Raw genomic sequence first — 22,639 nt, 5'->3', positions numbered from 1 at the left:
CGGGATTTAGCGATAAGGCACAGCACGTGCAGGACGGGGCATAAAAGCGCAATTGCACGAAAGGAGTGCAATGCATGCCACTTAAGCGGGCGTTAACAGGTCATGCTTTGCAGGTAATTTCCAAGAGAAAGTATTTCAAATCAATGAATTATAAATTCTCACAAAAAGTGCGGTTTAAGTGAAATCTGCGATCTCCATCAAGTTTAACAACTAAAGATAAATTGGTTACCGCCGAAAAAACAATTACCCACAAATTTAACATTCAAATAACCTGCAAGGGATGCTCACAATGTCCTCTCCAACCTATGTCACCCAGAATGAATATCCTCTGGACGATGACACCACCTTAATGTCTACCACAGACATCCACAGCTACATTACCCACGCCAACGACACGTTCGTGCAGGTGAGCGGTTACCCGCTTGATGAGCTGACGGGTCAGCCGCACAATATGGTGCGCCACCCTGATATGCCAAAAGCCGCCTTTGCCGATATGTGGTACACCCTGCAACAGGGGGAACCGTGGAGCGGGATTGTCAAAAATCGGCGCAAAAACGGTGACCACTACTGGGTGCGCGCGAATGCGGTGCCAATGGTGCGTCACGGGAAGGTGACGGGCTATATGTCGATCCGCACCAAAGCCACGGCGGAAGAGATAGCCACCGTGGAGCCGCTCTACCGCGCGCTGAATGACGGCAGCTGTAAGAAACGTATTCATAAAGGACTGGTGGTGGGAAAGGGCTGGCTGGGTAAACTGCCGGCCATGCCGCTGCGCTGGCGGGTGCGTAGCGTAATGGCGGTGCTTTTTGCCGTCCTCGCCGCCACGCTGATCGCCACCTCCGCAGGGTGGATGCCGCTCGTTGCGGCTGCGGTGGTCATGCTGCTGGGGACGCTGCTGTTTGAGCAACAGATTGTGCGTCCGGTCGAAAACGTGGCGCGACAGGCCCTGAGGGTGGCTACCGGGGAGCGCAACAGCGTGCAGCATTTGAACCGCAGTGACGAGCTGGGGCTAACCCTGCGCGCGATAGGCCAGCTGGGGCTGATGTGCCGCTGGTTGATCAACGACGTCTCGAGCCAGGTGGTGAGCGTGCGTGACGGCAGCGACAGGCTGGCCCGGGGTAATGAAGATCTGAACGATCGTACGCGTCAGACGGTAGCGAATGTGCAGCAGACCGTCGCAACGATGAACCAGATGGCCGCGTCCGTGCAGAGCAACTCTGAAACTGCCGCCGAGGTGGATAAACTCTCCGTTGCCGCGAGCAGTGCGGCGACGAAGGGCGGCAATGCGATGCAGACCGTGGTCAAAACCATGGATGACATCGCCGACAGCACGCAGCGAATTGGCTCGATTACCTCCCTGATAAACGACATCGCTTTCCAGACCAATATCCTGGCGCTCAATGCGGCAGTTGAAGCGGCACGGGCGGGTGAGCAGGGGAAAGGGTTTGCCGTGGTCGCGGGCGAAGTCCGCCATCTCGCCAGCCGCAGCGCCAGTGCGGCTAACGATATTCGTAAACTCATCGATGCCAGCGCCAGCAAAGTGCAGTCCGGCTCCGAGCAGGTGCACGCCGCTGGCCGCACGATGGATGACATTGTCGAGCAGGTGAAAAACGTGACGCAGCTTATCGCTCAGATCAGTCACTCCACCTCCGAGCAGGCCACCGGGCTCTCAGAATTAACCCGTGCGGTGGCCGAGCTGGACAGCATCACGCAGAAAAATGCCGACCTGGTCGAGGAGAGCGCGCACATTTCTGCCATGGTGAAACACCGTGCCGGGCGTCTGAAGGATGCGGTAACCGTGCTCCATTGAGTCAGTAAAGTTCCGGAAAAGCCGTTTATTCCGTAAGGAATAAACGGCTTTTTTATGACTGCTTGTGACTATTAATGTGCTTTATTGTTAATATAATATTAAATAACTAAAAAAAGTGCCTCAGTTATTTATTCCTGCCTAAGTCAGTTTTCCATGATGCTGTTTTGCAAAACACGCTTCTGGTGGTCTGGTAACGATCGATGAGACGAAATTAATAGCCTCTGCCTATCCATTGTGATGGTTATGAAATAAAAAAACGATCAAAGTCATAAAGTTAGCGAATTCGTTACCGATAACAGCGATCGTCTGAGAAATAATCACATCGATGGAGTAAATATGTTCTTACATGACGTAAAGATCGGCACGAAATTATTTCTGGCGTTTGGGTTCTTTATTGTCCTGATGGCAATCAGCGCGAGCCTGTCTCTGCTGAGTCTGAACCGGGCAAATAATGGGATGCAATCCATTATTACCCTTGATTATCCGACCACGGTAAAAGCGAACCAGTTAATCGATAACTTCCAGGAATTTATTAGCACTCAACAGCTGATGCTGCTGGACGAGCAGGGGACTTACACGGGGCAATCTCAGCAGCACCTGAAAGAGATCAGCGAGCACATCACGGTGATCCTGGGCGAGCTGAACAACGCGTTGCAGGATGAAAAGTCTCAGCAGGTGCTGGCGGATATCCGTAGTGTGCGCCAGCAGTATCTGGACTCGCGCTATCGCATCCTGCAGGCGGTGCAGAACAACAATCGTGCGGGTGCCATTCAAGAGATGATGACCACCACCCTTGCCGTGCAGCAGGCTTATAAAGCGAAGGTGAAGGAGCTGATTGCCATTCAAAACAGCGAGATGCAGAGTGCAGGCGTGCAGGTAGAAGGGGATTTCAGGTCTAACCGACTGCTGCTGATCCTCATCACCCTCTTTAGCGTCGCGGCAGGCAGCCTGATCGGCTGGTTTATCGTGCGCGCTATCACCCGTCCGCTCGGCGAGGCGGTGAATTTTGCGAAGGCCATTTCAGAGGGCGATCTGACGGGCAGCATCACGCCGCACGGCAAAGACGAAACGGGCTTACTGCTGCATGCGTTGATGGAGATGAAAAACCGTCTGCTGGACATTGTGCAGCAGGTGCAAACCGGCTCGGAGAATATCTCCAGCGCAGCCGCGCAGATCGTTGCGGGTAACCAGGATCTCGCCGCGCGCACGGAAGAGCAGGCAAGTTCCGTTGAACAGACAGCAGCCTCGATGGAGCAGATCACCGCGACGGTGAAAAACACCGCCTCGCACACTGGCGAAGCGACCAACCTCTCGGCAGATGCTGCCACGGTGGTCAAAAACAACGGTGAGATGATGAAGCAGGTGACCAGCAAAATGCGCCTGATTAACGAGACGTCGAACCGGATGTCCGACATTATCGACCTGATCGACGCCATTGCTTTCCAGACCAACATTCTGGCGCTGAACGCGGCCGTGGAAGCAGCGCGCGCCGGTGAGCACGGTCGTGGCTTTGCGGTGGTGGCCGGTGAGGTGCGCCAGCTTGCCCAGAAGAGCGCGTCGTCGGCCAGCGAAATCCGTGAGCTTATTGAGAGCTCCACCAGTCAGACCCAGGACGGCATGAACCTGGTGGAAAAAGCGAGCGCGCTGATCAACGGGATGGTGGGCAACGTGGAAGAGATGGACGTCATCCTGCGTGAGATCCGCCAGGCCAGCCATGAGCAGACGGAAGGGATCTCGCAGATTAACAGCGCGATTGGCCTGATTGATGCCACCACCCAGCAGAACTCCGCGCTGGTGGAGGAGTCCGTCGCCGCGGCGGCATCGCTTAACGAACAGGCGATGCACCTGAAAGAGCTGGTACGCGTCTTCCGCGTGAGCGAACACGCTCCGGCTTAATCCAGCTGGGAGATCTCGAGCGCCGCGCGGTCAATGACGCCGATAATCTGCTTAAGCTGCGCGTCGCTGAGCTCTCCCTGATTCACCTTCAGGTCTAACACCGCTTTAAAGTTATCCAGCGCCCGCTTCATCTGCGGGTTTTTGCGCAGCTGGAAGCCGACAGAACGCGCTTTGATGCGTGCCTGTATGTGCTCAAGCTGTTCCTGGTTCTCATCCAGCCACTGCTGGCCCGTCACGGTAATCGCAATTCGCTTTCTGCCGTTCTCTTCTTCCGTAATGGTGATAAAGGTCTGATCCTGCAGATAATCCAGCGTCGGGTAGATCACCCCAGGGCTCGGGGTGTAATTACCCTGGGTCAGGTTCTCAATCTCTTTGATCAGCTCATAGCCGTGGCTCGCATTGCGGGTCAGGATATCCAGAATCACCAGCCGCAGATCGCCGTGGCCGAAAAAGCGCGGTCGGCGTCCGCCGCCATCATGTTCGTGTCGCATAGTAATTCCTTCAATTTGATATATCTAAACTATATCTAAGATATATTCAGATGCAATCTAAAAGATCTTGCTTTTTTACTGATTAGTAATCATTATCATTTAAAAATTAATTTAGATATATCGTATTCATCAGAGAAGGGGCTAAAAATGGCATCTACCCGTTACCCACAGCGTGTTCGTAATGACCTGCGTTTTCGCGAGCTGACGGTGCTCCGCGTGGAACGCGTGAGCGCGGGTTTCCAGCGCGTTGTATTAGGTGGCGAGGCGCTGGAGGGGTTTAGCTCCCGCGGCTTCGACGACCACACCAAAGTCTTTTTCCCGGCACCGGGGGCGGTGTTTGTGCCGCCCGTGGTGACTGATGAAGGCATCGACTGGGGCGACGGCGTGCGTCCGCAGACGCGCGACTATACGCCGCTGTATGATGAGTCTCGCCATGAACTGGTGCTCGATTTCTTCATTCATGACGGCGGCATTGCCAGCAACTGGGCGGTTGAGGCGAAAGCGGGGGACACGTTGACCATTGGTGGGCCGCGCGGTTCGCTGGTGGTGCCGGAAGATTACGCCTGGCAACTGTACGTGTGTGATGAATCCGGTATGCCTGCGCTACGTCGACGCTTAGAGAGTCTTGCTAAACTGCCGGTTCGCCCAGAAATTCACGCGGTAGTAACGGTCGGGAACGACGCATATAAGGACTATCTGGCGCACCTGAGCGACGTCGACATCACCTGGGTAGTGGGCCACAGCGAGCAGGCGGTGGCGGATCGTCTGGCGGCGTTGACCGTTCCGGCGGAAGAGTACTTTATCTGGCTGACCGGGGAAGGAAAGGTAGTAAAAAGCCTGAGCCGTCAGTTTGACACTGACGCGATTGATCAACAGTTGGTGCGTGCCAGCGCCTACTGGCACGCTAAATAATCAGGCTGCTGAATCCATTTGCGCTTCGTTCACCTGGTGTTCGAGCGAGGCGCGAACCTCGTGCAGGGCTTTCTCCTGCTGAGCAAAGTACGCCTCCATATTGCTCAGCGACGACACCAGCAGCCAGGACTCTTCTTTCTCCAGCTCCGCCAGCTCGTTCACTAAGGTGTCGATTTGCTCGCGTACCTGCGCCATTTTTTTGCGGATACGTTCCAGATCGTTCAGCCTGTCGCTGGCCATCAGCGGCTCGAAGCCCTGCTGCAGGCGGGCGACCAGCGAGCGAATAGCCTTGACGTCGCCACGCTGTTTGGCCTGGTTGAGCTGCACCATCATCGCGTTGGCTTCCTCTTTCAGGTCGTCCGCCACCAGGTCCGGATGACAGAGTTTGCTCGCCTGTCGCCAGAGACGCTTGAGTTCGTTCTGATCTTCTTCAGAGAGGTGCTTCCCTTTGCGCAGCCGCATTTCGACATCGTGATGTTGATCGCGATACTTCTCGTACTCTTCGTTGGCTTCGTCACGCGCCTGGCGAGCAGGCTCCTCTTCGCGCGTTAAGCCGCTCTCCAGCTCCAGCGCCTCGGCCAGCAGATTAGCAATCAGATTACTTTGCTGCTCCAGATGCTTGCGCGCTTCAGCCGCCTGCACGGAGTCGGCTGGCAGATCGCGCCAGCGCTGGGTGAGCGTCGCCAGCACCTCTACCGCCTGCGCCATATAGCGCTGGCAGCGACGGTAATCTTCCTCGCGACGACGCGCCTCCGCCTGCTGACGACGCAGGTTCAGCTCCGCCAGGGTTTTACGCAGAGCGAGGATCTGCTGCATCAGGGGACCCAGACGGGAGAAATAGAGATCGTTGAACTCATCAAGCTGCTGCACCCGCGCGTTGCGGCGATCGATGAGATCGCGCAGACGCTCTTCCAGCGCCTTCAGCTCCAGCTTGCTGGCTGCCACTTGCGGGTCGCGCCACGGGGTGATGGCGCGCTGGCCCTGCAGCCAGGCGGTAATGGCCCTGATGGCGGCGGTGTAATTCTTCTGCTCAAGCGCCACGACGATTGCCTGTAGCTCATCGTCAAACGCTTCATTCTTCAGCCGTGTCAGCTGGCTCTGGATGATGTCGTCATCTTCCAGTTCAATGGCATTTTTAATGATTTCTAGCCGTTTGATCGGTGTGCTCATGATGCCTTTCGCTTTGGCGCTTAAGTATTTGAGTTAAGGGGAGTTGTGGGCAACGCTACAGGAAATAATACACACGGATGATGATCGGCGCGATGGGGGATTTCTTTAGTTTTGCAGTTTGTGAGGAGGGGAAGTGAGCAGGAGTCCGAAAAGTGGGAGGGTGAGGATAGCTCCGTTTCCTGCTCTACCTGTGATACCGCTCCAGGCTATTGCCTTTGCAGTTCCTTCAATGCGTCTTGTGCGGCATTCTCAATCTGACCGCAGAACGCTTTACCGTTTTCCGGGCAGCTATCCGTGGCGTTTCTCACGACTTTATCGAGGTCACGATCGTTAGTGGTCGTATCGATGTGATTAATCATCCATGACTCGAAAGCGCGATCGCTTACAGATAGCTGCATGAGTTGACGGGAGGACTTCCAGTTGTTGGCTAACAGCCCGACAATAGTCGCTGATATCCCTTCTGAGATATATCCCTCATCACACTGTCTGTAATTTTTGTAAAAAGAATGGACGCCTTGCCAGTCCTGAATGGCAGAGGCTGCGTTATCTGCCTTGTCCATTTCTTCAACAGAAGTACAGTCATTTGCATAAGCCACCCGCGATATTACTAACATAATCAAAAACAGCTGCATCGTTTTCATATCAAGTTCATTCCCGGTGGGATATAGATATTTTCAAATTTCTGCGTCGCACTCATGGCCGAGCAGGCGCTGTTATTTGATACGGTGATGGTTGAAAGGGAGGATTTAGCCATGTGCTCTTTTATTTTCTTCATCGCCTCATCAGTAGTTCGAATGCATCCCATTGTCGGATGTTCTGGCCCCGGTTTATAACGGCTATGCGTCTGACCTGAATGTACACCTACACCCGGGTGTCCGGGATAGCTAAATCGAATGATTCCATAAGTCCCATACGAACCCTCTTCACTATCACCTGGGTGTGAGTGTGGCTTTGATTTATCCTGTATCTGATATGTGCCGTTGCTAATATGTTTGAATGTGGCTCTGCGATCAACATTATTATAAGCGGTCCAGGTATCAACAATAGAGCCATCACTATCTAGCAATGAAAGCGTATGGGCACAACCATCAAAAGTCAGTCTGGCCATAAACTCCTCCGCTAGGCTGTAGTTCTTTCATTCCATGAATCAGAGTGGATGAGATTGCCATCGACAAATTTCCAGGTGATTTTCTCGTAGCGTAGTTCAATGATTTCCATATGGTTAAGATGCTGGGTGTGCGGATCTTTACAGTTCGCCATTACCGGTGTAACCGAAACGACTTTGACGTTTTCCAAAAACATATTGAAATATTCCTCTTCCAGACCAGCATCGTTTATACGGTACCATTTCATTTCCGCTGATTTCAGAAGTTGCCCGGTAGATACGGCTTTGTACAGATAAGTCGAGGCTCTATCAAACTCTTTCCCGATAGTAAAAGCGCCGTGTACACGTGTTCCTGTTTGTTTTCCTGTATTACCGTCTACAGGGATATGCAGGCCATGCGAAAAGGTGATCACTTCAATACTGCCTTCGCGATTTTGTACGTCAGATGACCCTTTGATGGGGGCGCCGCCGTCGTCTTTCAGAAATAAATGAGCTGGAATTGGCATGAGTTGGTTTCCAAATGGCTGGTAAATTATTTATACGTTACATTATTATCTTTTTTCAATTTGTAACTTTTTTATTTTTTTAGGACACGGTAATTAATTTATGACATGAGGAATGTTGTTTTTATTAGCAAGGCGAATATTTAGCGTTCTCTGTTAATGTTAAACGAAAGCCTGGTTCGCTAATGTTTTCATCGTAAACAGCAGATATGTAACCCGGCCATTAGGCCGGGATGTTATTGAAAACGCTATTTGTCTCGCTTGATATTGGGAACATCTCCTAAGTCATTCAATGCACCCGGGAATGTCTTCAACCATTTTGCTACTTTCAGTTTGTTAATATTGGCCACGCTCATACCTTCAAGACAACCCCATAATTCACGTGTATGTTGTGGCGTGATGACAATGCAATCCTTCATGACCCGAATTTTAACAGGCATGGGGTCAGTCCAGTTTGAGCATAGGAGGATTCTCACGACCCCCCCTCAATTAACCTCGCTGTAAATCCCCACCACGCGACCCACCGTTTTTATCTCGTCGATACCGCATTCAAAGGGCACTTTGCCGCCCGCCACGTGGAGTTTTTTACCCGGAAGCAGCGTTAAGTCGCGGATGCTGGCGGTGCCTTCAATCTCAACCAGCCACACGCCGTCGGTTAACGATGCCTCTTTCTCGATAAAGTGCAGCTTACCTTCCGCCCGGACGGCGATGCCGCGCGCCAGTGGTTTACTAAAGAAAGTAGAATCAATACTCAAAGTGGTATTTTCTTCCAGTCTTCCATCACTGAGTGTGAATGTGGAGACTGACACAGGATCGCCCGGCGCGGGGTTACCTTCAAATTGCGCACCTTGTCCGGTCATCAGCCAGCGAAGGCTGGCGCCGGTATCCAGCACGCACTGAACCGCAAAGTCGTAAGAGATGGTACCGCGTGCGTAGCGGTTCTGAAGCGAACTGGCGGCGATATTAAAGTGGCGTGCCAGCTGAATTTTCTGCGTGAAACCATATACCTGACAGATTCTATCGAGTAACTCTTCATTATTCACTTGAGAATCTAATATCAAAATATATTCCTTTGAGTGTTTACTAATACTCATCTGGGTATTAATATCATTGCAAATTCGGGCAATCAGCAGCAGACGTTGGCAAACAGAGGCTATTGATTGCAGACATTATCAAAATGGGAATCATGCAGCATGGCATCTGAAATCGCAATCATCAAACGGCGGAAAAAACCGTGCTCTGCCCGTTTTCAGCGCACTGGCGTGCGTGAATTTACGCGAGGGGAGATATGGCGATAGAGGCTGCCCGTGCAAGCGTTCCACTCAGCGTGGGGGCTCGTCTTAACGGGCTTAACCACATCGCAGAACTGCGTGCCCGATACGGGAACGATAGCGGAAAAGAGCTGGCACGGTTTATGGCAGAGATGCGCGATAAGCGCGATCCCTGTTTTGAGGAGAACGGCAGGGCGCTGGCCGCCATCTTTTTCCTGGCGAGATTACCCGTCGCCCGTCATGAGTGCGATATCAGTGAGCTGACGACAGAGGAGAAAAAGGCGCTGATTAATGCCATGAACCATTTTCGTGCTGTCGTGAGTTTATTTCCTGAACGGCTGACCATGCCGATATAACCCAACCACAAACCTAATGGCGTAAACCCGCCGGGCATTCTATTGCCTGAATTTAAGGAGAACGCGTGATGCGAAACAGTGAAAACCGCCCTTATCCGACCGGAAGTGAGGAACTGAAACGCCTGCTGGCGGAGGCAAAAACAGAGGAACGCTGCGCGCGAGCCCTCGCGGTCTCCCTGCGCCTGGAGGCGCTGGCAAGCCATATCTATAAAACCGGCATGAGCGGAGAAGACGTTGCCGAACTGCTGTGCCACGAGGCGGCTCGCTACGAACGTGAATCCCAGGAGCTGCACTGATGGCCGATTTTATCGATCTTGCGCAAGCGCGCGAGCAGGAAGACAGAGAGCGGCACATTAATAGCGCCCGCAGACGGCCCGCAACGCCCTCGCGTTTCCTTTGCGAGGACTGCGAGGCCCCGATACCGGAGGCGCGCCGAATGGCGGTGCCTGGTGTGGCCTTGTGCATCACCTGCCAGGAGATTGCGGAGATGAAAAATAAACATATCCGGGGAGGGTGAGTTGGCTACGTCATTTGCGTATCCGTGGAATGCTCCACGGTCGGCCATTGCCAGCCCTTACCTTTCCCATGCCCAACAGCAGCGCCGCGATCGTTTTTTCGCGGCGATACGGGAGGCAAGGATTGCCCTCTCCCTGCAACCTGACTGCGTGCGTTTCGACGTCTGGCGCACGGTTGATGACCTTGAACAGCGTCAGGGCAGCCCGCAGGCCAATGCCTTTTTGGTCCGCTTCTGCAACAGGATGTTACCCCGTCTGCGGCTGGTCTCTGAACGCTATGCCTGCGCAGGCCTGCATGACACGGTCTCCAGGGCCGTGCTTGACGGCCATTTTGACACTCCGCTTCAGCAATATCTTGCCTCCCGCATGGTTGATCTGGTTGCACGCTTTAACCGACTTGCGGATATGTCCCGCGCGGATATCGACCTGCTGGCCGCAGATATCGCCAGCTTTATTCGCGGTGAGCTGGCGAATATAAATGATGCTGACCTGGGTGAATACCAGACGCTTTACGTCTGGTATCAGCGCGCCGGCCTGATCGCCCGGCAGTTTAAGGTGTCACCTCCACACTGGGAACGGGTGTCGAAGACGTTTTTCAACAAAGACGATGTTGCCGCAGCGGTGATCCGCCTGTTTTCAGAGACATGGTGGCGCGGGCGATTGCGTCGGATTGCGGCTGCCTGGCGCGAGCATTTACAGATTGCCCTTGGCAACGTCAGCAAAATGAGAACGGCGTATGCGAGCAAGCGCTGCGTGACCGAATGGCGCGAGCAGAAGCGCCGCACCCGTGAATTTCTTAAGGGCATGGAACTCGAAGATGAAGAGGGCAACCGCATCAGCCTGATCGAAAAAATCGATACCTCGGTCGCTAACCCGGCGATACGTCGCTGTGAACTGATGACCCGCATTCGCGGGTTTGAAAATATCTGCCAGGCACTGGGCTATGTGGGCGAGTTCTATACCTTAACCGCGCCTTCGGCATATCACGCGACGGTGAAATCAGGCTACCCCAACGCGAAGTGGAACGGGGCCAGCCCGGCGGATACGCAAAACTACTTCACCCGTCTGTGGGCGCGCATCCGCGCAAAGCTGCACCGTGAGGGGCGCCGAATTTTTGGTATCCGCGTTGCGGAACCTCATCACGACGGCACGCCTCACTGGCACATGCTGATGTTTATGCTGCCGGAAGATGTCGGGCACGTTCGCCAAATTATGAATGATTATGCCTGCCAGGAAGAGGCCACAGAACTGTGTAGCGAAAGTGCCAGAAAGGCACGTTTTCACGCGGAGGCGATCGATCCCCTGAAGGGCAGCGCGACCGGCTATGTTGCCAAATACATCTCAAAGAATATCGACGGCTTTGCGCTCGATGGTGAGACCGATTATGAAAGCGGTAGGCTGTTGAAGGAGATGGCTTCTGCTGTTTCAGCCTGGGCGGGACGCTGGCACATTCGCCAGTTTCAGTTTATCGGCGGGGCACCGGTCACGGTCTATCGCGAGCTGCGCCGTCTGGCTGATAACGAGGCCGTGCGCGGTTTGAGCGTGGAGTTTGCCGCCGTCCATGAAGCTGCCGACGCTGGGGACTGGGCGGGTTACGTCACCGCGCAGGGCGGGCCATTTGTCCGTCGCGATGATTTACAGGTACGCACGCTGTATGCGCCGCGCGTCGGGTTTAACCAGTACGGCGAGGAAACGGTCTGCATCCGCGGCGTGTACGACTCCGCCGTCGGCGCGGGCAGCCCGATTTTAACCCGGCTCATGCAGTGGAAAATTGTGCCGAAGCGGACCGTGGATAATCGGGATGTTCCCGTGCTCTCTCGGAGTTCTGTCAATAACTGTACGGTGAACGATCTCTCACAACCCCTTAACCGGCGTGCGAGACGGGCATTAACCGAACGCATCAAACGCGTTCGGCCCGGCGCGAGAACCCCCGTTGTCTATGAGCGGGATCCACAGAACGGGATACCTGAGAGGGTGATTGACGAGATACGCCTCGCCACCGGGATCGTCATTAGCCGTGCCGAGGCGCTGCATCTTATGGCGGGCGGCGTCAGCCGCTTTCACACCAAATGGTGTCGAGGCGCAGCTGACGGAGCGCTATTTCCGGCAGCGTGTTCTTATCAGGAAAAGAGGCGGAAAATCCTTGAACGTATTGGGCATTTAACGGATCTGTTAACCCAGCGAGCATGCTAATCTCCATCGATATCATGTACATACCGTAAAGTGTTCTGATTTTTCGCTTCACTCTTTTTATGAATACGTGATACTGTATGTTTATACAGTATCTCGTGGTGGAGGTTGTGTGGACAGAGAGTTGAACGAGCAAGTCATGATTGAACGAGTCGAGATGATTGCGCGACTGACGACAGAAGGAACGTGTCAGGAGAGAGATCGTGAAATTGCCCTGAATTTAATTGCTGAGATTGCGCGGGGAAATTTAATCAAGAACAACGCGTTCACCGTTGTTTTCTCGGCATCGCCTGTTCCGGAACGAATCAAAAAAGAGAGCAATGTTCGGGTGAACATCACGCTCGATAAAGATCAGCTGATTGGCCAGTCCATCGTCGAGGCATTTCAGTGTGAATTGACCCGCAGGATAGGAGCCTTGTTTCCCTCATCGCGGGTAACCGTGAAAATAGGGTCGGTAACCGCCGCTGCCGGAGCCCGTCACGCGTCCGAAGGCCCTATACATCAACGGGGAGCTGGTCAGCGAGTGGGAGGCGTAATTTCCCCGCGCTGAGGGCCGCCTGCGGTCTGTTGTCTTGCCAGCTTGTTGTCTCATCCCGCACCAAACCCCGTCTCGTTGCTGCCGTTCTTTCTGAACGGCATTCTCTTCTTATGAATACGCTAACTTCCATGAACGGCATCGCTCGCGCGATCCGCAATCTTATTCGTATCGGTGTTGTAACCGATGTTGACCTCAACAGAGGGCTTTGTCGTGTGCAGACCGGCGGGATGAAAACCACCTGGCTGAACTGGCTAACCTGTCGTGCGGGACGTTCTCGCGTGTGGTGGGCCCCTTCCGAGGGAGAACAGGTACTGTTGCTGGCCATCGGCGGCGAGCTCGATACCGCCTTTGTGCTACCGGGTATTTTCTCGGACGACCATCCGGCGCCGTCCGGTTCGCCTGATGCGTTCCACGTCTCGTTTCCTGACGGCGCGGTGATCGAGTACGAACCCGAACGCGGGGCGCTGACGGTTTCAGGTATTAAAACAGCCGACATTACCGCCTCTGAATCGCTGACCGCCACCGTGCCGGAGGTGCGGGTGACGTCAACGTCCCGCATCACGCTGGATACGCCTGAGGTGGTGTGTACCAACAAGTTAATTACCGCCTCGCTTGAGGTGCAGAAGGGCGGGGTAATGGCCGGGAATATTGCGCATTCCGGCGGTCAATTCACCTCCAACGGGGTGCAGGTGGACAACCACGCGCACGGCAGTGTGCAAAGCGGCGGAAGCTGGACTAAGGGGACACAATGACGGTGCGTTACAGGGGGATGAACAGGCAGACCGGGCTCAGCATTTCAGAGGCAGAACACATCCGGCAGAGCGTGCGCGATATTCTGGTGACGCCTGTCGGCTCGCGGGTTATGCGCCGTGATTACGGCTCGCTGCTGGCGGCGATGATCGACAGGCCACAGAGCCCTGCGCTGCGTCTGCAAATCATGGCGGCATGTTATTCCGCTATCCAGAAATGGGAACCACGGATCAGCCTGACGGCCATCACTTTCGAGCGTTCGGAGAATGACGGGACGTTGTATGTCGATATCACCGGCACGCGCCCGACTTCCGGACAATCTTTTTCTATCACCATTTCACTGAGTTAAACGCTATGGCTATTGTTGATCTGAGCCAGCTCGCCGCGCCTGATGTCGTGGAGGAGGTGGATTATGAAACGCTGTTGGCAGAACGAAAGGCCACCTTTGTCTCGCTCTATCCGGAAGAGGAGCGAGAGGCGATTGCACGTACGTTGACGCTGGAATCAGAGCCGATTGTGAAGCTGCTGCAGGAGAACGCCTATCGGGAGGTCATGTGGCGCCAGCGCGTGAACGAGGCCGCGCGTGCGGTCATGCTGGCCTACGCTGCCGGCCGCGATCTCGACCAGCTTGGGGCTAACGCTAACCTTGCGCGTCTGGTCATTACCCCCGCCGACGATACGACGTTTCCGCCCACGCCAGCTGTGATGGAGTCTGATACCGACTTTCGTTTGCGCATCCAGCAAGCGCCGGAAGGGCTGAGCGTGGCCGGTTCGACGGGCGCTTATCAGTTCCACGGTCGCAGTGCAGATGGCCGGGTGGCGGATATCTCCGTTATCAGTCCACAGCCGGCGAACGTCACGGTCTCTGTGCTCTCCCGGGAGAATAACGGCGTGGCTTCTGAGGAACTGCTCGCCGTTGTTCGCAATGCGCTGAACGATGAGGACGTCAGGCCCGTTGCCGACCGTGTGACCGTCCAGTCGGCCTACATTGTTGACTACCGAATTGAGGCATCGCTTTTCCTTTTTCCCGGCCCTGAAAGTGAACCTGTACTCAGCGCGGCAAGAGCCCGGTTACAGGCCTATATCACGGCTCAACATCGGCTTGGACGCGATATTCGCAAGTCCGCCATTTACGCGGCACTGCATGTTGAAGGGGTGCAACGCGTAGAGCTGACCGCGCCCGCGGCTGACATTGTACTTGATGAAACTCAGGCTTCATGGTGCAGCCACTACAGCGTAACCGTGGGGGGGAACGATGAGTAATACCCGCCTTTTACCGGTTGGTTCGTCATTTCTTGAGGTGGCGGCCGCGCGCGCCTGTGCAGACATTGAAAATACGCCTGTTCCGCTGCGGCATCTCTGGAGTGCGGACACTTGCCCGGCGAATCTGCTGCCCTGGCTGGCATGGGCGTTTTCGGTTGATCGCTGGGATGAGAACTGGCCGGAAGCCACCAGGCGGGATGTGATTCGCGCGGCGTGGTTTATTCATGCCCACAAGGGGACGATTGGCGCCGTGCGTCGTGTGGTGGAACCGCTTGGCTATCTGATCAACGTCACCGAATGGTGGCAAACCAACGATCCGCCCGGCACCTTTCGCCTTGATATCGGCGTCTTAGACACGGGCATCACCGAGGAAATGTATTACGAAATGGAGAGGCTTATTGCTGATGCAAAGCCTGCCAGCCGCCACCTTATTGGCCTGAATATCATCCAGGACATACCGGGATATCTCTACACCGGTGCCCTGAGCTATGACGGCGACATCATCACGGTTTATCCCGGATAAGTGAGAGCACAATGACAGTGAAATATAAAACGGTTATCACCAAAGCCGGTGCCGAAAAACTGGCTGCCGCGACCATCCCGAACGGCAAGAAAGTGAACTTTACGGCGATGGCCGTAGGTGACGGTGGCGGTACATTGCCAGCGCCAAACGCAAACCAGACGAAACTCGTCAATGAAGTCTGGCGGCATGCGCTGAATAAAATTAGCCAGGACAAAAAGAATAAAAACTATGTCGTGGCGGAGCTGCTGATTCCTCCTGAGGTTGGCGGTTTCTGGATGCGCGAGATGGGGCTGTATGACGATACCGGGACGCTGATTGCGGTCGGGAATATGGCAGAAAGTTACAAGCCCAAGCTGGAAGAGGGCTCGGGACGCGCACAGACTGTACGTATGGTCATTATGGTGAGCGATATCTCTTCGGTTGAGTTGATGATTGACACCTCAACGGTGATGGCGACGCAGGATTATGTAGACGGTAAGCTCGCGGAGCATGAACAGTCGCGGCGCCATCCGGACGCGACCCTTGCCGCTAAGGGTTTTACACAACTCAGCAGCGCAATCGACAGCGCCTCCGAGGTGCTCGCTGCAACGCCGAAAGCGGTGAAGGCGGTTTACGATTTGGCAAACGCTAAGTACACGGCGGTGGATGCGACAACTGCGCGCAAAGGAATTGTCCAGCTAAGCAGCGCTATTGATAGTGTCTCTGAGGTGCTGGCGGCGACGCCAAAGGCGGTGAAGGCAGCGTATGATTTGGCGAAAGGAAAGTATACGGCTGCAGATGCAACGACGACGCAAAAGGGCATCGTTCAGCTTAGCAGTGCAACCGATAGCGCGTCTGAGACGCTAGCGGCAACAGCAAAATCGGTTAAGGCAGCCAATGATAATGCCAATGGGAGAGTACCGTCTGGGCGTAAGGTTAATGGCCGTGCGTTAACAGGCGACATTAATGTTACTGCACAGGATATCTTTAACGGTCAGGCTGTGGGGATTGGTAATGCAGAGGATCTGAATGCCTATACCACCCCCGGGCTGTATTACCAGCCAGCGAATGCCCAGGCACAGACCGGTAAAAACTATCCTGAATCGAATGCCGGCTCGCTGGTAGTCTATAAGCATGCGGGTATCACGCAGATTTACCGGATTTATAACAGCTCCCTCTCATACATCCGTACACTTTACAGCGGGACGTGGTCTGGATGGGTTAAGCAGTATGACGCGGCCAATAAACCTACTGCCGGGGATGTGGGTGCGGTAGCAAAAGCGGGTGATGCGATGACAGGTAAACTCACCATGAACATTGATGGTGAAACAATCCTGTTAAGGCCAAAAACAGCGGGTGCGCCAAGTTATATTATTTCCCGTGATTCGTCAGGTGCTAACCACTGGTATGTTGGAGCAGGTTCTACCAACAACGCAGACACTGTTTTTAATAACTATAAAGGCGGAAACAATAACGTTCAGTTAAAAACTGACGGTTCAGTGACGCTAAATCCTGTGCAAGGGAAATCTGTAATTGCAAATGGTCCCGTCCAGATTGGTGGTGTTGGCAATGCAATTTTAAATATTGGTGATAATGATTCTGGATTACGTAGCTCAAAAGACGGTCAGGTTGATCTTTGGGCTAATAATAAGATGTTCGGTTATTGGAATACCACCACATTTTCATTTTCAGGTCAGATAATACCCACCAATTATTCTAACTTTGATGGGCGCTATTACACCAAAGCTGAAAGCGATTCGAGATTTCAGGCAAAAGGTAGTTACACACCTGCTGGTCAGGCTTACACTAAAGCTGAATCGGATGCTCGCTATGGTATAGGAAGAACCACAACGGGCAACAATAATGCTTATTACACACACGGTAATGGTACTGTCTTTATGCAGGCAGTTAGAAGTGTTGTGGTCGGTAATAACACTGCCGTGACAGTTACTCTGCCAACGTCATTCCCTAATGGTATTTTGGGCACCGGCGTAAGTTATTTTGGTAGTGGTGGTAATAACTCAGATTCATTTTATCTTTGCACGCCAGTTGGAAAGAATCAGGTGAAAATCGAAACACATAACTGTAACGGTACATTTTCATTAATTGTGGCAGGCTATTGAAATGAGAAAATTTTTTAGCAACGCAGATAGCAGTTTTTATCTTGAAGATACGATTCAGGTTTACGAAGCTCAAGGTATTTTTGTTCCTCTGGATTTGAGGGAGATTTCAGACCTGGAATATGAATCTTTCATGGTGTCACCTGACAGAAAGACACCTCATTACAATATTGATAGAAATTGCATGGAGTGGATTGATATCGCTCCGCCATCACAAGAAGAGTGTATATCGATAGCCAGGTCAACTAAGGAGAGGTTATTGTCTATAGCGACACAGGCGATCTCTCCCCTACAGGATGCTGTTGATTTATCTATGGCGACGGACGCGGAGATCGCCTCTCTGCAGCAGTGGAAGAGATATCGGGTTATTCTTAGTCGCATTGATACTAACAACGCTCCGGATATTATCTGGCCTGAAACGCCGCCTAACAGTTAACACTAAGCCCGCGTGAGTTGCGGGCTTTAGTTTAAATATCCTTTCATTATTATGCACTCTACAATCCCACTTGTAATCGATATTGTTACATCTCTATTCATTAGTGAAATGAAATAAAAAATTTCATTTATGATTGCATTTGATAATCACTTCATTTTTTTTCGCACTATCGTCAATATTTTTATCTAGGAAAAACTATATCCTGCGATTATGCGTTGTGCTGTAACTTCACCAACGGCATTTCATTTCTAACATTTCGAATTCATCACAAAATGGTTGCTCCACTAAACCACGGTGTTAAACGGATGGGCGACTATCACCACGGCGTGGAAGTCATTGAAATCAACGATGGCACCCGCACTATTTCCACCGTCTCGACGGCAATCATCGGCATGGTCTGCACGGCCAGCGATGCTGACGACAAGGCATTCCCTCTTAACGAACCAGTGCTCATTACCAACGTGCAAAATGCAATTGCGAAAGCCGGTAAGGCGGGGACGCTGTCCGCTTCTTTGCAGGCGATTGCTGACCAGTGTAAACCGGTTGTCGTTGTTGTTCGCGTGGCCGAAGGCACCGCAGAAACGCCGGAAGAGGCACGCCAGCAGACAATTTCCAACATCATTGGCACCACTGATGAAAACGGCAAATACACCGGCCTGAAGGCGCTTCTGACCGCGAAAACGGTCACCGGCGTTAAGCCGCGTATTCTCGGCGTACCGGGGCTGGACTCTCAGGAAGTGGCAACCGCACTGGCCGCAATGTGCCAGAGCCTGCGCGCGTTCGGCTATGTCAGCGCATGGGGTTGTAAAACCATTTCTGACGCGATCGAGTACCGCAAAAACTTCAGCCAGCGCGAGCTGATGGTTATCCACCCTGATTTTCTGGCATGGGATACCACCACGAATGCGACGACGATGGCATGGGCGACCGCTCGCGCCCTTGGCCTGCGCGCCAAAATCGACCAGACAATGGGCTGGCATAAAACCTTGTCGAACGTGGGCGTCAACGGCGTCACGGGCGTAAGCGCCTCTGTTTCCTGGGATCTGCAGGAGCAAGCGACCGATGCCAACCTGCTTAACCAGGCCGGTGTCACCACGTTGATTCGTAACGATGGCTTCAAATTCTGGGGCAACCGTACCTGTTCAGACGATCCGTTATTCGTCTTTGAAAACTACACCCGTACCGCACAGGTGCTGGCCGATACCATGGCCGAAGCGCATGCATGGGCGATGGATAAACCCATTACCCCTACGCTTATCCGCGACATCGTGTCCGGTATCAATGCCAAGTTCCGCGAGCTCAAAACCAACGGCTATATCGTTGACGGCTCCTGCTGGTATGACCCTGAATCGAACGATGCATCCACCCTGAAAGCGGGGAAATTGTATATCGATTACGACTACACCCCTGTCCCGCCGCTGGAAAATCTGACCTTGCGCCAGCGCATCACCGATACCTATCTGGCTGACCTGTCAGATTCGGTTAATAGCTAAGGAGCTGAAGCATGGCGTTACCACGCAAACTGAAATATCTGAATATGTTCAACGATGGCCTGAGCTATATGAGCGTTGTTGAGTCTGTCACCTTACCCAAACTTACCCGCAAGCTGGAGAAGTATCGCGGTGGCGGCATGCCGGGCTCGGTCTCTGTTGACCTTGGCCTGGACGATGATGCCCTGGCGCTGGAGTGGACCGTTGGCGGTCTGCCGGACGCCGCGCTGTGGGCACAGTATGCCTCTCCGGGCGCGGACAGCGTGCCTCTGCGCTTTACCGGCTCTTATCAGCGCGATGATACCGGCGAAATCTCCGCCGTCGAAATCGTCATGCGCGGCCGTCACAAAGAGTTTGATGGCGGTGAAAACAAGCAGGGCGAGAGCGGCACCACCAAGATGTCCACCGAGTGCGCGTACTACCAGCTGACCATCGATGGCAAAGAGATCATTGAAATCGACATCATCAACATGGTGCTGAAAGTCGATGGCGTTGATCGCCTGGCGGAACACCGTAAGGCCATCGGCCTGTAACCCTTTAACCGGCCGGGATCGCCGGCCGGTAAGTTAACTTTCTAAGAGTATCGAAATGGAAAATATCAACGAGACCACCATGAACGAAAGTGAAAACCCACACATCGTCACGCTTGATAGCCCCGTTTTGCGCGGCGAGCAAAAAATTGAAAAAGTGACCGTTGCAAAACCCAATGCGGGAACCCTGCGTGGGGTATCGCTGGCGTCGCTGGCGCAATCCGATGTCGATGCGTTGATCAAGGTGCTGCCGCGAATGACCTCACCAGCACTGACCGAGCATGAGGTCGCGCGCCTGGATGCCTGCGATCTGCTCTCTTTTGCAGGTAAGGTGATCGGTTTTTTGTCACCGGCTTCGGCTCGCTGAAATTTCCCGAAAACCTGTCGGTCGACGATCTGATGGCGGATATCGCGGTGATCTTTCACTGGCCGCCGTCAGAGCTGTACTCCCTGAGCGTGACCGAACTCCTCTTATGGCGCGAAAAAGCGCTGCAGCGAAGCGGAAACCACCATGAGTAATAATGTCAGACTTCAGGAGCTGCTTAAGGCAGTCGACCGGGCAACCCGACCGCTTAACGCTCTCCATAACGCGAGCCGCACCCTCGCAAGCGATATCCGTGATTCACAGACGGCGCTGGGGGTGCTCGATGAGCAGGCGGGGCGGATTGATGGCTTCAGGAAAGCAAACGCCCGGCTCGCCATGACTGAGCAGTCTGTTGCCCGGGCGAAACAGCAGGCCGCGGCGCTGGCGGTGCAGTTTAAAAACACGCAAAACCCCACCCAGGCAGAGGCTGATGCATTGTCCGCAGCCCGAAAATCGGCAGCCGACCTTAAGCTTGAGTACAACAACCTGCGCTACTCGGTTCAGCGTCAGCGCGCTGAACTCACACAGGCAGGCATAAACACGCGCACGCTCTCGTCGGATGAGCGTCGTTTACGAACCCATATCAGTGAAAAAACGCAGCAGCTTAACCGACAGCGGGATGCGCTGGCTCGCGTCAATCAGCAGCAGGAGAGACTGAGTACCGTTCAGAACCGCTACGAGTCAGGCAAACGCGTTGTCGCGCGGGTGAACCAGCTGGCGACTGCGGGGGTGGGCATGGCAAAAGCGGGCTTTGACCAGACGTCCCGGTTTATGGCGCCTGGCATCAGCTTTGAAAAGCAGATGTCGGCCATTCAGGCAAACCTTGGCCTGGCGAAGGGGGATTCCCGGCTTGAGGCGATTCGCCAGCAGGCGCGGGAGGTCAGCGCCAGGACCGGAGTACCTGCAGATACGGTCCTTCGGGCACAAACCGAACTGACTCGTTCAGGCTATGACGCCGATGGGCTGCTTGCGGCCACCGCGCCAACGGTCAACCTCAGCCTGGCGGGGAGTGTCGACGCGGCTAAAGCGGCCGATATGATCGCCAGCACGCAGGCCGCGTATAGCCTGGCCGATACGGACGCGGGACGCATCGCAGATGTGCTTACGCGCGGTTCTACCTCTTCAAATACCAGCCTCGCTGAGATGGTGGCGGCCGTCACCTCCGCTGCGCCCGCTGCGGATGCATCCGGTATGGGGCTTGAAGAGACCACCGCGCTGCTGGGCGTTCTGGCGGAAAAAGGGATGAAAGGCGCCGCCGCCGGGGACGCGCTCAGCGCGATGTTGCGTCACGTTCAGACGCCGGATGCCATAAAAGCCGCGGGGGCGCTGGCTTCCGCTGCGGGTGATGGATCGCTTGATGAAAAACGCCAGCAGTTGCAGGGGGCAAAAGGCAGTACCGCGATTGCGGCGTCCGTGCAGACCGATAATCTTGACGGCGATATCAACCGATTCCAGGCCGCGTGGAGCGGGTTGAAGATTGACGTGTTCGATAAAGCGGATGGTGCTCTGCGTAAACTGATAACAACCGCAACCGGCTGGCTTAGCACGGCCTCCCTTTGGGTGAATGCCAACCCCGCGTTAACGCAGACCCTCGCCAGCATCGTTGTCGGCGCGCAGGCGTTTTCAGGCGTACTGGGGGGAGTTGGTATGGCTATCGGCCCGGTTCTGACGGGCGTCAATATGGTCATTACCGCAGCCGGGATGTTGGGAACGGTATTCAGCGTGGTGGGCGGGGCCATCATGACGGTACTGGGAGCCCTTAGCTGGCCGGTTATCGCCCTTGGTGCAGCGATTGCCGCAGGTGCATTACTCATTTTCAAATACTGGGAGCCCATCAGCGCCTTCTTTGGCGGCGTGATGGAGGGGCTTTCGGCGGCCTTCGCACCGTTAGGCGAGTTGTTCTCACCGCTGATGACGGTATTTGATGCTATCTCGGAGAAGGTGGGCGGTATCTGGCAGTGGTTCACTGACCTGATCTCGCCGATTAAGGCGACGCAGGAAACGCTGGATGGCTGTAAAAATGCAGGCGTGATTTTTGGGCAGGCGCTGGGAGAGGCGCTAATGGCACCGCTGAATCTCTTTAACAGCCTGAGTGGCAAGGCCAGCTGGCTGCTGGAGAAGCTCGGTATTATCAAAAGTGAGTCGGATAATCTCGACACCGCAGCGGCAAAAGCAGAAGCGGCATCTCCTCCAGTAGGCAGTTCGTCTGTTCCAGGCGCGGGGTTCTATGGCGGCAGCCTGGGGTATCAGCCAACCGTTGCTGCTGCAGGTCGTTCTTACGTCGATCAGAGTAAAAGCGAATATAACATCACGCTGCAGGGTGACATCTCTTCCGGAACGGATCTGACTCGTCAAATTCGTGAGGCCATAGAGAATAGTGAACGTGAAAAAATGAGACGGCAGCAATCCAGCTATATATATGGTTGA

General features: G+C 54.1%; 25 protein-coding genes and 1 pseudogene. 19 read left to right on the top strand and 7 right to left on the bottom strand.

The features are described from left to right. The first annotated feature begins 289 nt into the window (after positions 1–289). A complete protein-coding gene (locus AAER43_RS19750) occupies positions 290–1,810 on the top strand; it encodes a PAS domain-containing methyl-accepting chemotaxis protein (RefSeq protein WP_014885302.1) in 1,521 nt (506 codons plus the stop codon). Positions 1,811–2,146: 336 nt separating this feature from the next. After that, entirely contained in the window at positions 2,147–3,706 is a 1,560-nt protein-coding gene (locus AAER43_RS19745; protein WP_050861455.1) for a methyl-accepting chemotaxis protein, read from the top strand. On the opposite strand, the gene AAER43_RS19740 is transcribed toward AAER43_RS19745, so the two are convergent. Further along, positions 3,703–4,197: a PadR family transcriptional regulator gene (locus AAER43_RS19740; RefSeq protein ID WP_014885300.1), complete on the bottom strand. Its 495-nt coding sequence runs from the start codon at positions 4,195–4,197 to the stop codon at positions 3,703–3,705. The genes AAER43_RS19745 and AAER43_RS19740 overlap by 4 nt on opposite strands. Positions 4,198–4,344: 147 nt before the next feature. On the opposite strand from AAER43_RS19740, the gene AAER43_RS19735 reads away from it, so the two are divergent. Beyond that, complete coding sequence (locus tag AAER43_RS19735; RefSeq protein ID WP_023331344.1) at positions 4,345–5,109, top strand: siderophore-interacting protein; 765 nt, start codon at positions 4,345–4,347, stop codon at positions 5,107–5,109. Here AAER43_RS19735 and AAER43_RS19730 read toward each other — a convergent pair whose 3' ends face one another. The 6 genes and pseudogenes from AAER43_RS19730 to AAER43_RS19705 all read right to left on the bottom strand — a co-directional run bounded on the left by AAER43_RS19730 (position 5,110) and on the right by AAER43_RS19705 (position 8,948). Further along, entirely contained in the window at positions 5,110–6,279 is a 1,170-nt protein-coding gene (locus tag AAER43_RS19730) for a DNA repair protein (RefSeq protein ID WP_050861454.1), read from the bottom strand. Positions 6,280–6,485: 206 nt separating this feature from the next. Further along, entirely contained in the window at positions 6,486–6,920 is a 435-nt protein-coding gene (locus tag AAER43_RS19725; protein WP_050861453.1) for a hypothetical protein, read from the bottom strand. Then, positions 6,917–7,387 (bottom strand): L,D-transpeptidase family protein, encoded by a 471-nt coding sequence (locus AAER43_RS19720; RefSeq protein ID WP_071978121.1) that lies wholly within the window; start codon positions 7,385–7,387, stop codon positions 6,917–6,919. Before AAER43_RS19720 ends, AAER43_RS19725 begins: the two co-directional genes overlap by 4 nt. Before the next feature lie 11 nt (positions 7,388–7,398). Continuing rightward, positions 7,399–7,890: an Hcp family type VI secretion system effector gene (locus tag AAER43_RS19715; protein WP_050861452.1), complete on the bottom strand. Its 492-nt coding sequence runs from the start codon at positions 7,888–7,890 to the stop codon at positions 7,399–7,401. Between the two features lie 245 nt (positions 7,891–8,135). Continuing rightward, a pseudogene (locus AAER43_RS19710) lies at positions 8,136–8,327 on the bottom strand (hypothetical protein); the annotation flags it as partial. Between the two features lie 45 nt (positions 8,328–8,372). Beyond that, positions 8,373–8,948 (bottom strand): phage repressor protein CI, encoded by a 576-nt coding sequence (locus AAER43_RS19705; protein WP_050861449.1) that lies wholly within the window; start codon positions 8,946–8,948, stop codon positions 8,373–8,375. A gap of 227 nt (positions 8,949–9,175) precedes the next feature. On the opposite strand from AAER43_RS19705, the gene AAER43_RS19700 reads away from it, so the two are divergent. The 16 genes from AAER43_RS19700 to AAER43_RS19625 all read left to right on the top strand — a co-directional run bounded on the left by AAER43_RS19700 (position 9,176) and on the right by AAER43_RS19625 (position 22,639). After that, positions 9,176–9,514 (top strand): DUF5347 domain-containing protein, encoded by a 339-nt coding sequence (locus AAER43_RS19700; protein WP_032635496.1) that lies wholly within the window; start codon positions 9,176–9,178, stop codon positions 9,512–9,514. A 68-nt stretch (positions 9,515–9,582) separates the two neighbouring features. Then, the gene (locus tag AAER43_RS19695; RefSeq protein ID WP_029741400.1) at positions 9,583–9,810 is read left to right on the top strand and encodes a DUF2732 family protein; all 228 of its coding nucleotides are present in this window, start codon (positions 9,583–9,585) and stop codon (positions 9,808–9,810) included. Continuing rightward, positions 9,810–10,031, top strand: coding sequence for a TraR/DksA family transcriptional regulator (locus AAER43_RS19690; RefSeq protein ID WP_047344543.1), 222 nt, complete (start codon positions 9,810–9,812; stop codon positions 10,029–10,031). Before AAER43_RS19695 ends, AAER43_RS19690 begins: the two co-directional genes overlap by 1 nt. Position 10,032: 1 nt before the next feature. Further along, on the top strand, positions 10,033–12,222 hold the full coding sequence (locus AAER43_RS19685) for a replication endonuclease (RefSeq protein ID WP_071978120.1): 2,190 nt from the start codon (positions 10,033–10,035) through the stop codon (positions 12,220–12,222). A 109-nt stretch (positions 12,223–12,331) separates the two neighbouring features. Further along, a complete protein-coding gene (locus tag AAER43_RS19680; RefSeq protein ID WP_231069962.1) occupies positions 12,332–12,769 on the top strand; it encodes a DinI-like family protein in 438 nt (145 codons plus the stop codon). Between the two features lie 98 nt (positions 12,770–12,867). After that, complete coding sequence (locus AAER43_RS19675) at positions 12,868–13,509, top strand: phage baseplate assembly protein V (RefSeq protein WP_032635510.1); 642 nt, start codon at positions 12,868–12,870, stop codon at positions 13,507–13,509. After that, on the top strand, positions 13,506–13,856 hold the full coding sequence (locus tag AAER43_RS19670; protein ID WP_032635513.1) for a GPW/gp25 family protein: 351 nt from the start codon (positions 13,506–13,508) through the stop codon (positions 13,854–13,856). Before AAER43_RS19675 ends, AAER43_RS19670 begins: the two co-directional genes overlap by 4 nt. 5 nt (positions 13,857–13,861) lie before the next feature. Continuing rightward, positions 13,862–14,770 carry a baseplate assembly protein gene (locus tag AAER43_RS19665; protein WP_050861920.1) on the top strand — a complete coding sequence of 303 codons (909 nt, stop codon included), beginning with the start codon at positions 13,862–13,864 and terminating at the stop codon, positions 14,768–14,770. Then, complete coding sequence (locus AAER43_RS19660; RefSeq protein WP_050861921.1) at positions 14,763–15,293, top strand: phage tail protein I; 531 nt, start codon at positions 14,763–14,765, stop codon at positions 15,291–15,293. Before AAER43_RS19665 ends, AAER43_RS19660 begins: the two co-directional genes overlap by 8 nt. Before the next feature lie 11 nt (positions 15,294–15,304). Next, a complete protein-coding gene (locus AAER43_RS19655; RefSeq protein ID WP_050861922.1) occupies positions 15,305–17,395 on the top strand; it encodes a phage tail protein in 2,091 nt (696 codons plus the stop codon). A 1-nt stretch (position 17,396) separates the two neighbouring features. Then, entirely contained in the window at positions 17,397–17,828 is a 432-nt protein-coding gene (locus tag AAER43_RS19650; protein ID WP_050861923.1) for a tail fiber assembly protein, read from the top strand. A gap of 305 nt (positions 17,829–18,133) precedes the next feature. Further along, the gene (locus AAER43_RS19645; protein ID WP_047027406.1) at positions 18,134–19,321 is read left to right on the top strand and encodes a phage tail sheath protein; all 1,188 of its coding nucleotides are present in this window, start codon (positions 18,134–18,136) and stop codon (positions 19,319–19,321) included. Between the two features lie 11 nt (positions 19,322–19,332). Further along, positions 19,333–19,851, top strand: a complete 519-nt coding sequence (locus tag AAER43_RS19640; RefSeq protein ID WP_050861924.1) for a phage major tail tube protein — start codon at positions 19,333–19,335, stop codon at positions 19,849–19,851. Positions 19,852–19,906: 55 nt separating this feature from the next. Next, positions 19,907–20,215, top strand: a complete 309-nt coding sequence (locus AAER43_RS19635) for a phage tail assembly protein (RefSeq protein WP_032635522.1) — start codon at positions 19,907–19,909, stop codon at positions 20,213–20,215. 32 nt (positions 20,216–20,247) lie between these two features. Next, complete coding sequence (locus AAER43_RS19630) at positions 20,248–20,367, top strand: GpE family phage tail protein (RefSeq protein WP_023616176.1); 120 nt, start codon at positions 20,248–20,250, stop codon at positions 20,365–20,367. Further along, on the top strand, positions 20,360–22,639 hold the full coding sequence (locus AAER43_RS19625) for a phage tail tape measure protein (RefSeq protein WP_050861925.1): 2,280 nt from the start codon (positions 20,360–20,362) through the stop codon (positions 22,637–22,639). Before AAER43_RS19630 ends, AAER43_RS19625 begins: the two co-directional genes overlap by 8 nt.

Origin of the sequence: Enterobacter sp. FUJ80071, from assembly GCF_038739915.1 — a bacterium.
GTDB classification, from domain to species: domain Bacteria; phylum Pseudomonadota; class Gammaproteobacteria; order Enterobacterales; family Enterobacteriaceae; genus Enterobacter; species Enterobacter kobei.
The sequence above is the reverse complement of the archived record's forward strand: the minus strand, read 5'-3'. Positions and strand labels throughout refer to the sequence as shown.

Excerpts from the sequence above, each read along its gene's own strand:
- AAER43_RS19655 (WP_050861922.1), top strand. The coding sequence starts at position 15,305 with ATGACAGTGAAATATAAAACGGTTATCACCAAAGCCGGTGCCGAAAAA.
- AAER43_RS19720 (WP_071978121.1), bottom strand. The coding sequence starts at position 7,387 with ATGGCCAGACTGACTTTTGATGGTTGTGCCCATACGCTTTCATTGCTA.
- AAER43_RS19660 (WP_050861921.1), top strand. The coding sequence starts at position 14,763 with ATGAGTAATACCCGCCTTTTACCGGTTGGTTCGTCATTTCTTGAGGTG.
- AAER43_RS19750 (WP_014885302.1), top strand. The coding sequence starts at position 290 with ATGTCCTCTCCAACCTATGTCACCCAGAATGAATATCCTCTGGACGAT.
- AAER43_RS19745 (WP_050861455.1), top strand. The coding sequence starts at position 2,147 with ATGTTCTTACATGACGTAAAGATCGGCACGAAATTATTTCTGGCGTTT.
- AAER43_RS19670 (WP_032635513.1), top strand. The coding sequence starts at position 13,506 with ATGACGGTGCGTTACAGGGGGATGAACAGGCAGACCGGGCTCAGCATT.
- AAER43_RS19725 (WP_050861453.1), bottom strand. The coding sequence starts at position 6,920 with ATGAAAACGATGCAGCTGTTTTTGATTATGTTAGTAATATCGCGGGTG.
- AAER43_RS19645 (WP_047027406.1), top strand. The coding sequence starts at position 18,134 with ATGGGCGACTATCACCACGGCGTGGAAGTCATTGAAATCAACGATGGC.
- AAER43_RS19715 (WP_050861452.1), bottom strand. The coding sequence starts at position 7,890 with ATGCCAATTCCAGCTCATTTATTTCTGAAAGACGACGGCGGCGCCCCC.
- AAER43_RS19700 (WP_032635496.1), top strand. The coding sequence starts at position 9,176 with ATGGCGATAGAGGCTGCCCGTGCAAGCGTTCCACTCAGCGTGGGGGCT.
- AAER43_RS19740 (WP_014885300.1), bottom strand. The coding sequence starts at position 4,197 with ATGCGACACGAACATGATGGCGGCGGACGCCGACCGCGCTTTTTCGGC.
- AAER43_RS19730 (WP_050861454.1), bottom strand. The coding sequence starts at position 6,279 with ATGAGCACACCGATCAAACGGCTAGAAATCATTAAAAATGCCATTGAA.
- AAER43_RS19675 (WP_032635510.1), top strand. The coding sequence starts at position 12,868 with ATGAATACGCTAACTTCCATGAACGGCATCGCTCGCGCGATCCGCAAT.
- AAER43_RS19640 (WP_050861924.1), top strand. The coding sequence starts at position 19,333 with ATGGCGTTACCACGCAAACTGAAATATCTGAATATGTTCAACGATGGC.
- AAER43_RS19650 (WP_050861923.1), top strand. The coding sequence starts at position 17,397 with ATGAGAAAATTTTTTAGCAACGCAGATAGCAGTTTTTATCTTGAAGAT.
- AAER43_RS19695 (WP_029741400.1), top strand. The coding sequence starts at position 9,583 with ATGCGAAACAGTGAAAACCGCCCTTATCCGACCGGAAGTGAGGAACTG.
- AAER43_RS19635 (WP_032635522.1), top strand. The coding sequence starts at position 19,907 with ATGGAAAATATCAACGAGACCACCATGAACGAAAGTGAAAACCCACAC.
- AAER43_RS19630 (WP_023616176.1), top strand. The coding sequence starts at position 20,248 with ATGGCGGATATCGCGGTGATCTTTCACTGGCCGCCGTCAGAGCTGTAC.
- AAER43_RS19735 (WP_023331344.1), top strand. The coding sequence starts at position 4,345 with ATGGCATCTACCCGTTACCCACAGCGTGTTCGTAATGACCTGCGTTTT.
- AAER43_RS19690 (WP_047344543.1), top strand. The coding sequence starts at position 9,810 with ATGGCCGATTTTATCGATCTTGCGCAAGCGCGCGAGCAGGAAGACAGA.
- AAER43_RS19665 (WP_050861920.1), top strand. The coding sequence starts at position 13,862 with ATGGCTATTGTTGATCTGAGCCAGCTCGCCGCGCCTGATGTCGTGGAG.
- AAER43_RS19625 (WP_050861925.1), top strand. The coding sequence starts at position 20,360 with ATGAGTAATAATGTCAGACTTCAGGAGCTGCTTAAGGCAGTCGACCGG.